Genomic DNA, 11937 nt, shown 5'->3' on the forward strand with positions numbered 1-11937 from the left:
CTCCTAAAGAGTAACGGAGGCGCCCCAAGGTTCCCTCAGAATGGTTGGAAATCATTCGAAGAGTGCAAAGGCAGAAGGGAGCTTGACTGCGAGACCTACAAGTCGAGCAGGGACGAAAGTCGGGCTTAGTGATCCGGTGGTACCGCATGGAAGGGCCATCGCTCAACGGATAAAAGCTACCCTGGGGATAACAGGCTTATCTCCCCCAAGAGTCCACATCGACGGGGAGGTTTGGCACCTCGATGTCGGCTCATCGCATCCTGGGGCTGAAGTAGGTCCCAAGGGTTGGGCTGTTCGCCCATTAAAGCGGTACGCGAGCTGGGTTCAGAACGTCGTGAGACAGTTCGGTCCCTATCTGTCGTGGGCGTAGGAAATTTGAGAGGAGCTGTCCTTAGTACGAGAGGACCGGGATGGACGTACCGCTGGTGTACCAGTTGTTCCGCCAGGAGCACCGCTGGGTAGCTATGTACGGAAGGGATAAGCGCTGAAAGCATCTAAGCGTGAAGCCCCCCTCAAGATGAGATTTCCCAATGAGTAAGACCCCTTGAAGACGACGAGGTAGATAGGTTGGGGGTGGAAGTGCAGTAATGCATGGAGCTGACCAATACTAATCGGTCGAGGGCTTATCCTAAAGATAAGACGCAATAAGTTTCGGATCCAGTTTTCAGGGTGTAACCTTGAAGTTAGAATTTGCGAGGCAAATTCATGTTTGGTGGCGATAGCGGAGGGGTTCCACACGTACCCATCCCGAACACGACCGTTAAGCCCTCCAGCGCCGATGGTACTTGGACCGCAGGGTCCTGGGAGAGTAGGACGCCGCCAAGCAAGATAAAAAGGCACATCCCAGTAAGGGGTGTGCCTTTTTTTGGAATCAAGCCGATCTTACTTACTTAACCATTTACTTCTACTTTTCCAGTAAGTATAGAAGTGTAAAACAGCAATTACATGCTTGCTTTATAAGAAAAACGACCAAGGGAAGTACCTTTCTTGGTCGTTTTTCTATATTTGCTATTTCCTTGTGTTATCAACCATTCTCTGAAGCACACTCTCAAAGGTATGAAGATCGTCTTGAGAGATCCCAGCAATGGTGTCTTGCTTAAACTTCTCAGCAATCGGCAGAAGCTTAAGACAAACCTGCGTACCAAGATCGGATAATTGAATTTGTTTCATTCGTTTGTCTGTGTCATCAATACTTCGAAGTAAATACCCTTCGGCTTCTAGTTTTTGTAGCAGCCGCACTACACTTGGCTCCTTAATCGACAATTCTTCTGCAAGTTCTCGTTGAGTCATGGATTTATGTGTATAGATATAATACATCGCAATCCATTGACTCCTAGTAATGTTATAAGGCCGAAATTCTTTCTCCAAGGCTTCCGAAAAGATTTTTCCACTACGATTGGTAATAAAAGCAAGACAATTCTCTAAGTTAAACATGGCCACACCAACCCATTCAACTAAACTATATTTCTTATACATCAACTTAAGTATAACAGACCTTTGTACTTTTCATCATATCAGATACTTTCTTAACAGTTAAAATAAATTACTTAGCTAACTATTGATTTTCGAAACCAAGAGTGCTACAATTTCCCTGAATAAAGTTATTTTTTTCACAAAGTAAACGGGAGGTTATATTTATGTTAACTACATTTAAAGCTACTGCAAAAAAATTACCTGAAGGGTTGCAGGTGGAAGCTCAATCTAGAGGGTTTAAAATTGTGATGGATGAACCTGAAGATTTTGGTGGAACCGACAAAGCGATGAATCCGGTTGAAGCACTTCTGTGTGCGCTTGGTGCATGTCAGTCGATCGTTGTTGCTGCTTTTGCCGAAAGCTTTGGGTTTTCGTATGAAGAATTCCATATAGAGCTGGAAGGAGATTTGGACCCGGATGGGTTCATGGGGTTAGCGGATGTTCGTTGTGGCTTTCAGGAGATTCGTTTTGTCATGCACTTTAAAACGACAGAAAGCCAAGAAAAAGCAGAAGCTTTTGCAGCGTTTGTTGAAAAGACTTGTCCTGTGGGTGATTGTTTGGCTAATGGGGTTAAATTGGTACAAGCTGGCGTAGTCAGACGTTAAATTATTCGCTAAAAGGGCTCAATAAATTCTCTTTTGGTTGTGAAGGAGTTTGAGAATTATGGAAGTTAAAATGTCAATGATCCCTGGAGGAAAAAAGGGGAAAGCCAGCAGAAATCACGTCCAGCTCGGACAAAACGTTTCCTTTGGGGATGTACTACTTGAGGTTGAGACAGGAAAAGGTGTTCGAGAAATTACAGCGACTGTCGAGGGAAGCATTAGTAAAATCCACTTTGAAGAAGGCGACGAAGTGTCCTCTAATCAGGTCTTGTTTACAATTGACGCTGCTGCCGAAGAGGGGACGTCTACAGTAACATCACAGGCTACTAAGATGGAACAACCTACACTGGATAAGAACGTGGACTTACTAATTATTGGAGCTGGACCAGGAGGGTATGTGGCAGCGATTTATGCCGCTAAAAAAGGAATAAAGGTGGCCTTGGTGGAAAAGGAGGAGTTGGGTGGCACCTGTCTTAATGTAGGGTGTATTCCAACTAAATCCCTGGTGAAGTCTTCTGAGATTTGTCACCACATCAAGGAATCGTCTTTGTTTGGTATTCATACGGGAACAGATCTTCAAGTCGATATGAAACAAGTCATTCGTCGTAAAGATGAAATCAAAGGAAAATTGATTTCGGGTATTGATTATTTAATGGAAAAAAATAATATTGAAATTATTCGCGGTCAAGCAGCCTTTTTATCTGCCACACAAGTAAGCGTCAAAGGACAACGACATTACCAGGTTACAGCAAACGATATCATTATTGCGACAGGTTCTAAAATTACCAAAGTGAATATTCCCGGCATCAATCTTCCTATTGTAATGAATAGTACCGATGCCCTTGCCTCTACTGAACTACCAAAAAGTATTACGATTATTGGCGGTGGTGTGATTGGTATGGAGTTTGCTTTCATCTATCGCAATTTCGGCGTAGAGGTTCACGTAGTAGAATTTATGGATCGTTTGTTGACCATGGTTGACAGTGACATTTCAGAAGAAATTAAACAATTGGCAGAGAATGCTGGGATTCATATCCATACCCAATCCAAGGTATCTAAGATCCAACAGGCGGACAATGGACAGGCTATTGTCACCTATGAAAACAAACAAGGTGAGCATTTGTTAGTTAGCGAGAAAGTGCTTGTTGCGATCGGACGTGAGCCCAATTTGGATGGACTGGATATTGAACAAGCGGGTATCCAGCGCAATGAGCGAGGGAAAGGCATTGCCGTTAACGAATATATGCGTACAAACGTCGAACATATCTATGCCATTGGTGATGTGACGGATATTATGCAGCTTGCCCATGTCGCCTCCCATCAGGGGATCACGGCTATTGATGCCATCATGGGTGGATCGGAAGGTATGCACTATGCCGCCATTCCAAATGTCATCTTTACTTCACCCGAAATCGCAAGTGTTGGTATATTAGAGGATCAATGCAAGCGAGAGGGAATGGATTTCAGTGTAAGCAAAGTTTCGTTCTCCAGCAATGGGAAAGCATTAACGATGAATGAATCGGAAGGCTTTATTAAATTGATAAAGGATAATGTGACACAAAAAATTGTGGGTGGATCGATCATTGGTCCAGATGCATCATCTTTAATCAGTAGCCTGACATTGGCGATTGCCAATGAGCTGACAGAGCAGCAAATCACGCAAACGGTTTTTGCTCATCCAACGACTGGAGAAGTGATTCACGAAGCTGCGTTTGGCCTTAGCATTGGAGCGCTTCATCAAGCGTAACATTAAAAATAAAAGGAATGCTTCTAGTCTAAGTAAACGGACAAGGAAGCATTCCTTTTTGATACCGCCCAGGTTGACAAATAGTGCTGGATGCAAATAGAATGATTTATTATAATACTACTTATTAAAAGATATATAAAAAGTATCGTTAAGGAGCTAAGCGATGACAGTAGAACCCTCCATGAATCCTAGGATAGTTCGCAATGTTTTATTTGTTTTATTCGCTTTACCGGGTATAGCTTTTGCTTCCTGGGTATCCCGCACGCCTGTCATACGCGATATTTTGCATGTCTCGACTGCCGAAATGGGGATTATTATTTTTGGATTAGCCGCGGGTTCCTTATTGGGACTACTTAGTGCGGGCAATGTTATTTCTCGTATAGGTGGACGGTCGGTCATTCTGGGAAGTGCGCTTTTGATTGTGATTGGTTTTGTCATTGTAGGGTTGGGAACTGCATTTTCGCTCACGAGCATGGTGTTTGTTGGTTTGGTCATCTTTGGTGGTGGCTATGGTACAGCCGAAGTAGCTCTTAATGTCGAAGGTTCTGCGGTAGAAAATCAGTTGAATAAAACGCTTTTGCCCGCCTTTCACGGTTCGTTTAGTATGGGGACACTTGTAGGAGCTATCATCGATTCTGTAGCAGCGGCGTTACGAATACCTGTTGTGATTCATTTTGGAGCTATGGCTGCCATGATTGCCGCAGTAACTTTCTACTTGCATCGTTATTCATGATACAGGTAAAGAAAAGGAAGTTTCTACGCAAAAGGTTGGATCTAATATCAAGGTTCAGCTTGCTGTCTGGAAAGAAAGGCGAATCCTACTGATTGGGATCATCGTGCTCGGGATGGCGTTTGCAGAAGGGGCTGCGAATGACTGGCTGCTGTGGGTATTATTCTAGTGATCTGGGGACAGCATTATCTCTTAGCTGGATTGGGTATCTTGCTATGGGGGCTTGGAGCTTCACTTGGTTTTCCTGTAGGTTTGTCTGCTGCCGGAGATGATCCTCGTGGTGCAGCTGTCCGGGTAGGAGCCGTAGCCACAATAGGTTATATTGCCTTTAGTGGGACCTCCGGGATTAGGGCTTTTAGGTGAACATGTGGGTCTCCTGCATGCTTTAATTGTAGTGCTCATTGGCGTTATTGTTGCTGGTTTGATATCGGGTGCTGCCCGGCCCGTGGGGACGAAAGAAAAAAATGAGATTAAAATATAAAGGGGATTGTCGCATGTCTATGAAAACGGAAAAACAAAAGATGCTGGATGGGGAACTGTATGTAGCAGCTGATCCTCAATTAACGAGTGAAAGAGAGTATGCGAGAAGATGTGTACGTCTCTTTAATCAGACGACTGAGGCGGATAGTGAGTACCGTGAAAAGTTACTTAAGGAGCTTTTCGGTTCCACAGGTGAAAATATAAGCATGGAACCCAACATACGCTGTGACTACGGATACAACATCCATGTTGGGGAAAATTTCTATGCCAACTTTGACTGTACCATTTTGGATGTATGCGAGGTGCGTATTGGGGATAATTGTTTTCTGGCTCCGGGAGTGCATATTTACACAGCGACTCACCCCCTTGATCCATTTGAACGAATTGCTGGTCCAGAGTATGGAAAGCCTGTAACGATTGGCAATAATGTATGGATTGGCGGCAGGGCAGTTATTAATCCCGGTGTTACGATAGGTAATAACGTCGTAGTGGCATCAGGAGCAGTCGTAACCAAAGATGTTCCAGATCATATGATTGTAGCTGGGAATCCGGCACGAATAATCAAGCAAGTTGAAATCTCCTAAACAACAAACAGGTTAATCATTTATGATTTGTACCAAAGATCCTATTAAAAGAGCCCCTTATTTTAATAGGATCTTTTATATTTAAGGACTTTTACATATATGCTCTTCAAGAATTGAACTATTATACAGAGTAATAAATGATCATATTCATCCTTACCAGCGTTTCTCCTAAATTATAGTATATGTGCGGACGGTCTGCTTTAAAGCGTATCGAATCTCCGGCTTTCACCGTGTACGTTTCTTCGCTGACTTTTACCACCATTTCACCCTCAAATACGGTAATAAATTCTTCAGTACCCTCACGGTGAGGGGCGGAACTCAGTTCCCCGCCTGTTTCAATCTCTACGGTGTAGACCTCAAAATTTCTGTTTCCTTCATAGGGGAAAAACGGATACAAACGATAGTGATTGCTTTCTTCAAGCACTTGTACTTTGCTTTTGGGAACGACTACGGCATCGGCAGGCGGTTCGCTAATCAGGGCAGTGAATGATATTTTCAAGCCGTTCGCAATTTTCCATACCGTTGTAATCGAAGGATTCGATTCTCCACGTTCAATCTGGCCGAGCATTGTTTTACTGATCCCCGTCAGGTCAGCTAATTTATCTAAACTCAATTTTCTTTCATTTCTTAAATGTTTTAGGTTTTTACTTAAAATCAAATTAATATTCTCCATCATTTTTCCGCTCCCTATTGTGCTATATAAAGAACATGATGTACAATCATGAAGTACAAATGTGCGTTTCAACGCACATTTTATTCAATTATAACACACTGGAGTTGATTGTTGCATGCCGTTTATTCCATTTTTATCTTATGTGCTTGTTACTAGCTTTACGCCAGGCCCCAACAATATTATGTCATTGGACAGTGCCAGGCGGTTAGGTTTGAAGAGAGCTTTTCCATTCTTACTGGGAGTAACAGCAGGCTGTTTCGCCATTATGTTGTTAGCCTGCTATTTTAATCTTGCTTTATATCATTTCTTGCCTCGGGTTAAAATCTGGATGAATGTTCTTGGTAGTCTGTACATGCTTTATCTGGCAGTAAAAATAGCAAAGAGCAAATCTACTTCGGAGGATAATGACCACAATGAAGGATATTCCTTCAAATCAGGACTGCTGCTGCAATTTATCAATTTAAAAATCATTTTGTATGGTATTACGGTCATTTCAACGTTTGTTATGCCGTATGATGTGTCGTATATGACAATGTTTACGATCTCGTTACTCCTGACCTGTATTGGTTTTGTAGCTGTAATGTGCTGGGCGATTTTCGGAGCTATGTTCCAGCGCTTCTTGAATAAGTATGAGCGCTCCTTCAATATCATTATGGCCTTATTGCTCCTTTATAGTGCACTATCCATATGGATTTAAATAAATACCGTATTCACGATTTAAAAGAGAGGTTCCTGACTTATAAGCAGGAGCCTTTTTCGTGTGAACAGAGCTTATTCAAAGATTCATGAAATATAATCCGGACAGAATGGATGAGTTTCCTGATCATTTAGTCGTAAAACGGGTATTACCTTAATACATAAAGTATATTGACAACTTGTATATACATGATTTAATCTTGTATATACAAGAAGTTGAAAGCGTTATATTAAATTCTTTTACGCTACTTCATTTCGCAAGAAAGGAATGAGCATGAATGGAAGCAATGAACAAGGCTTTAATTCCTCAAGATAAGGACTGGTGGCGCAAATCGGTCGTCTATCAGGTTTATCCCAAAAGTTTTAACGATACGACGGGCAAAGGAACCGGTGATATAAGAGGACTGACACAAAAGCTGGATTATCTGCAAGGACTGGGTGTTGATATTATCTGGTTGCAGCCTGTATATGTCTCGCCACAACGTGATAACGGGTATGATGTAGCCGATTATTGCCGGATTAATCCTGACTATGGAACAATGCAGGATTTTGAAGAATTGAGCCGGGAAATTCGGGCGCGTGGGATGCACTTGATGATCGACATCGTGGTTAACCATTCTTCCACAGAGCATGTCTGGTTTCAGCAGGCGCGGCTTTCTAAGGATAGTGAGTACAGGGACTATTATATCTGGCGTGACCCAGCACCCGATGGAGGACCTCCGAACAACTGGATTTCCAAGTTTGGTGGACCAGCTTGGCAGTATGACGAGGCTACAAACCAATATTTCTTGACACTGTTTGATAAGACGCAGGCGGATTTAAACTGGGAAAATCCCAAAGTTCGTCAGGAAGTTGTTCATGTGCTGGAATTTTGGGCAGAGAAGGGAGTTAGTGGCTTCCGACTTGATGTCATTAATTTGATCTCCAAAGATCGGCAATTCTCGGACGACGATGGAAGCACGGCTCCTGGAGACGGGCGTAAGTATTATACGGACGGTCCGCATGTACATGAATACCTTCATGAATTACATGAGAAAGTATTCTCACTGTATAACAGTGTCACTGTAGGGGAGATGTCCTCCACCTCACTGGATCACTGTATCCGTTATTCCAATCCAGACAGAAAAGAATTATCCATGACCTTTAATTTTCATCATTTGAAGGTGGATTATCCCAATGGGCAAAAGTGGGAACTCATGCCTTATGATTTTGAAATGCTGAAAAAGCTATTCTCGGATTGGCAGATTGGCATGCAACAGGGTGGCGGCTGGAGTGCATTGTTTTTTAACAATCATGATCAGCCAAGAGCGATCTCTCGCTTTTTGGATGATGATGAATACCATGTGGAGAGCGCCAAGCTACTGGCAACCACGCTACATGGACTTCAAGGAACACCTTATATATTTCAAGGTGAAGAGATCGGAATGCCCAATCCGCAGTGGTCAGATATTGAAGAATTCCGTGATGTTGAATCGCTGAATATGTATGGTATTTTGCAGGAGAAAGGTAAAAGTGCAGAGGAAGCATTGGATATCATTCGAGAGCGGTCTCGTGATAATTCGAGGACACCGATGCAGTGGGATAACACTCGCAATGCGGGCTTCACTACAGGCACGCCTTGGATTAAGGTAGATGAACGATATCCACAGATCAACGTTCAGTCTCAGTTAGAGGACCCGAACTCGATCTACAGCCATTACCGTAAGCTGATTCGTCTGCGTAAGACGGTACAGGTCATCACCGATGGGGATTACCAACGTTTGGACGAAGCTCATCCTCAGGTCTACGCATATCAACGCAGCAATGAACAGGAGACTTTGGTCGTCATCTCTAATTTTAGTGGGCGGGATGTACAATTCCGTATACCGGATTCATTTTATTTATCATTAGATAATCAAGCAGTAGCAGCGGCTGAGCTTTTAATCGGTAATACCCAGTATGCTCCGCAGCTAAATCAGGTGGTCTCTTTGACTCCGTATGCTTCCTATATGTGGATTGTTCGTTAACCTTAATGAATAGTATGGAAATATCCAGTAGCACCCCGGTAGTACATTTATTTTTAAGCCGGGGTGCTGCTTTAAAAATGAGCAAACGTCGAGGGAGTGGACTAGATGGCGATTGAAAGAGCACAGGTGGAAGACATTATAAAAGCCGTTGGTGGTAAAGACAACATAGAGGCCTCTACGCATTGCGTAACTCGTCTGCGATTTGCCCTGTATGATGATAAGTTGGTCGATAAAGATGCACTCGAACAAAATGATCTGGTCAAAGGCCAATTTTCTTCACAAGGACAGTATCAGGTCGTGATTGGCCCAGGTCTGGTGGATAAGGTATATGACGAAATGATCTCCATTACAGGAGGCAGTCGGGCTTCTAAGGACGATGTTAAGAACGCCGCTAGTAAAAAACAAAACCCGATTCAGCGTGCCATCAAGACGCTGGCAGATATCTTTATTCCTATTTTGCCCGCAATTGTGACTGCAGGCTTATTGCTTGGGATCAATAATATTTTGACTGGAAAGGGAATCTTTTTCGAAGGAATGGCTCTGGTGCAGGTCTATCCTCAATGGACTGACTTTGCGTCTATTATTAACACCATTGCCAGTACGGCTTTTACATTCCTACCTGCCTTGATTGGATGGTCGGCCGTTGTTAGGTTTGGCGGTAGTCCTTTACTTGGGATTGTACTCGGTTTGATTCTAGTTCATCCAGATCTGCTAAGTGCATACAGTTATGCGGATGCCGTTACCAAAGGAACTGTTCCGGTTTGGGATTTGTTTGGTTGGGAAGTGAATAAGATTGGTTATCAAGGACAGGTTTTACCCGTTTTGGTATCCGCTTACGTGCTCGCACAAATTGAGAAATTCCTAAATAAAAAGATAGCGGATTCATTTAAGCTGTTGCTCGTAGCACCGATTACATTATTAATCACGGGATTTCTTGCCTTTACAGTGATCGGTCCGGTTACTTTTATGATTGGTAATGCGATTACGACTGGTCTTGTATACGTTTTCGATTTGGCTCCTGCGCTGGGTGGCCTGATTTATGGAGGTTTTTACGCCTTGCTCGTGATCACGGGAATGCATCATACTTTCCTGGCGGTGGACGTGCAATTAATTGGTACACAGGGTGGAACGTTCCTATGGCCGATGCTGGCCCTGTCCAATATCGCTCAGGGGGCCGGGGCACTGGCAATGATGTTGGTATTGAAGGAGCAAAAGGGAAAAGGATTGGCTCTTACCTCTTCCGTGTCTGCTTTTCTGGGTGTAACCGAGCCTGCCATATTCGGGGTCAATATACGGTATAAATATCCGTTCGTATTCGGAATGATCGGTTCCGGTATCGCAGGTATACTGCTCACCGTAAATCATGTGTTGGCTTCTTCCATTGGTGTGGGAGGGATTCCAGGCTTCCTGTCTATTTTCCCAAACAACTGGGGGGTATTCTTCGTTGGGATGGCGATCGTATTGATTGTGCCGTTTGCTTTAACCTTTATGTATGGGAAGCTGCTCAATAAGCGTCGTCAGACTCCAGCTACACCAGCTAATGACTCCATACGGAAAAATTCGGACCAACAAAATTCTGCACTGGATGTGCTTGAAGTAAAGACTCCGGTACTAGGACATGTCGTGCCATTAGAACAGGTTCCTGATCCGGCTTTTGCCGAACGGCAGATGGGGCAAGGAATTGCAGTGGAACCGAAGGATGGTCGGATTCTTGCCCCTTTCAGTGGAAAAGTCATTCACATCATGGTGAAAAGCAAGCATGCCTTGATTTTGGAGCATCCAACAGGTGTGCAGATTCTGGTGCATGTAGGAATCAACACGGTGTCATTAAAGGGAGAAGGATTCACCATGCATGTGGAGACAGGTCAAAACGTGAAGCAAGGACAGCTACTGATGGAATTTGACCGTGAGCTGATTCAGAAATCAGGGTATCCTATGATTACACCGGTCATTGTTCCCGAAGGGCAGAGTATGATTGAATCGATTGAGGAATTGCCAGGTGAGGCGAACGATTTGCAATATGTCTTAATGAGAATTCATTTGAATTCTTCATCAGACAAAACGAATTAAGTCAGATTCATCCCTGCTAGCCTAATTTAGTAACTTGGTCAGTGAAAGAATGCTACAATAAACGTGGTGATGAAAATTGACTAAGAATATATTTTTGCAAATTTATCAAGAGTACTCGGGGCGAATCCAGACAGGCGAATTGGCTCCTGGTTCGAAAATGCCCTCTGAAAATGAATTGGCCCGGGAGTATAACACTTCTCGTGAGACTGTGCGTAAGGCACTTCACTTGCTTGCACAAAATGGGTATATCCATAAAATAAAGGCTAAAGGATCTTTTGTTCTGGATATCGGACGGATGGATTTTCCTATAGGAGGATTGGTCAGTTTCAAAGAAATGTCTGAGCGGATTGGGCGTAAATCACAAACGATTGTTCATAAAAATCAGTTGATTCCCGTTCCAGATGACATAGCTACTCATCTTGAGATTGACAAAGATAAGTATTTGGTTTGGGAAGTCATTCGTGCGCGTGAAATTGAAGGTGAATGTGTCATACTGGATAAAGACTACTTTCGATCAGACATTGTCCCTGTGCTTACCGAGGAAATTAGTCGTGAATCTATCTACGAATATCTGGAGGGGGAACTCCATCTTCCAATCAGTTATGCTAAAAAAGTCGTTTCTGTAGAAGATGCAGATGAAGAAGACCGTAAGCTAATGGACCTCCAGAACTATACTCATGTGGTTGTAGTACGTAACTATGTTTATCTGGAAGACACCACATTGTTCCAGTATACCGAATCAAGGCATCGACTGGACAAATTCCAATTCGTCGATTTTGCCAGACGTTCCCACGGTGAAGAGAGAAAGTCTGATTTTTTAAGCTGACCCATTAGGGTTGATCCAAGGACGAGAGATTAAATCGGAATAGTTCCCTG

At 43.3% G+C, this 11937-nt stretch carries 9 protein-coding genes, 2 rRNA genes and 1 pseudogene (1 of these 12 only partly in view); 10 read left to right on the forward strand and 2 right to left on the reverse strand.

Annotation, left to right across the window (positions count from 1 at the left end):
* Both PPM_RS03365 and rrf read left to right on the forward strand, forming a co-directional pair.
* A 23S ribosomal RNA gene (locus tag PPM_RS03365) occupies positions 1-631 on the forward strand; it begins 2295 nt to the left of the window's first position.
* Between the two features lie 77 nt (positions 632-708).
* Positions 709-825, forward strand: a 5S ribosomal RNA gene (rrf, locus tag PPM_RS03370).
* Between the two features lie 183 nt (positions 826-1008).
* Here the strand turns inward: rrf and PPM_RS03375 are convergent.
* Positions 1009-1476 carry a MarR family winged helix-turn-helix transcriptional regulator gene (locus tag PPM_RS03375; RefSeq protein ID WP_230493755.1) on the reverse strand — a complete coding sequence of 156 codons (468 nt, stop codon included), beginning with the start codon at positions 1474-1476 and terminating at the stop codon, positions 1009-1011.
* A 161-nt stretch (positions 1477-1637) separates the two neighbouring features.
* On the opposite strand from PPM_RS03375, the gene PPM_RS03380 reads away from it, so the two are divergent.
* The 4 genes and pseudogenes from PPM_RS03380 to PPM_RS03400 all read left to right on the forward strand — a co-directional run bounded on the left by PPM_RS03380 (position 1638) and on the right by PPM_RS03400 (position 5616).
* Entirely contained in the window at positions 1638-2078 is a 441-nt protein-coding gene (locus tag PPM_RS03380) for an OsmC family protein (protein WP_013369287.1), read from the forward strand.
* Between the two features lie 58 nt (positions 2079-2136).
* Positions 2137-3822, forward strand: a complete 1686-nt coding sequence (gene lpdA / locus PPM_RS03385; RefSeq protein ID WP_013369288.1) for a dihydrolipoyl dehydrogenase — start codon at positions 2137-2139, stop codon at positions 3820-3822.
* A gap of 181 nt (positions 3823-4003) precedes the next feature.
* Positions 4004-5033, forward strand: a pseudogene (locus PPM_RS28315) (MFS transporter).
* Positions 5034-5046: 13 nt separating this feature from the next.
* Positions 5047-5616, forward strand: coding sequence for a sugar O-acetyltransferase (locus PPM_RS03400; protein ID WP_013369292.1), 570 nt, complete (start codon positions 5047-5049; stop codon positions 5614-5616).
* Positions 5617-5737: 121 nt separating this feature from the next.
* On the opposite strand, the gene PPM_RS03405 is transcribed toward PPM_RS03400, so the two are convergent.
* Positions 5738-6292 (reverse strand): helix-turn-helix domain-containing protein, encoded by a 555-nt coding sequence (locus PPM_RS03405; RefSeq protein ID WP_013369293.1) that lies wholly within the window; start codon positions 6290-6292, stop codon positions 5738-5740.
* A gap of 112 nt (positions 6293-6404) precedes the next feature.
* Here PPM_RS03405 and PPM_RS03410 point away from each other — a divergent pair, with 112 nt between their 5' ends.
* From PPM_RS03410 to treR, 4 genes are all read left to right on the forward strand, one after another.
* Positions 6405-6986: a LysE family transporter gene (locus PPM_RS03410; protein WP_013369294.1), complete on the forward strand. Its 582-nt coding sequence runs from the start codon at positions 6405-6407 to the stop codon at positions 6984-6986.
* A gap of 277 nt (positions 6987-7263) precedes the next feature.
* Entirely contained in the window at positions 7264-8991 is a 1728-nt protein-coding gene (gene treC / locus PPM_RS03415) for an alpha,alpha-phosphotrehalase (protein ID WP_013369295.1), read from the forward strand.
* 105 nt (positions 8992-9096) lie between these two features.
* Positions 9097-11061 (forward strand): PTS system trehalose-specific EIIBC component, encoded by a 1965-nt coding sequence (gene treP, locus PPM_RS03420; RefSeq protein WP_013369296.1) that lies wholly within the window; start codon positions 9097-9099, stop codon positions 11059-11061.
* 76 nt (positions 11062-11137) lie between these two features.
* The gene (treR, locus tag PPM_RS03425; RefSeq protein WP_013369297.1) at positions 11138-11887 is read left to right on the forward strand and encodes a trehalose operon repressor; all 750 of its coding nucleotides are present in this window, start codon (positions 11138-11140) and stop codon (positions 11885-11887) included.
* Positions 11888-11937: the final 50 nt, after the last annotated feature.

This window comes from Paenibacillus polymyxa M1, from assembly GCF_000237325.1.
GTDB lineage: Bacteria > Bacillota > Bacilli > Paenibacillales > Paenibacillaceae > Paenibacillus > Paenibacillus polymyxa_C.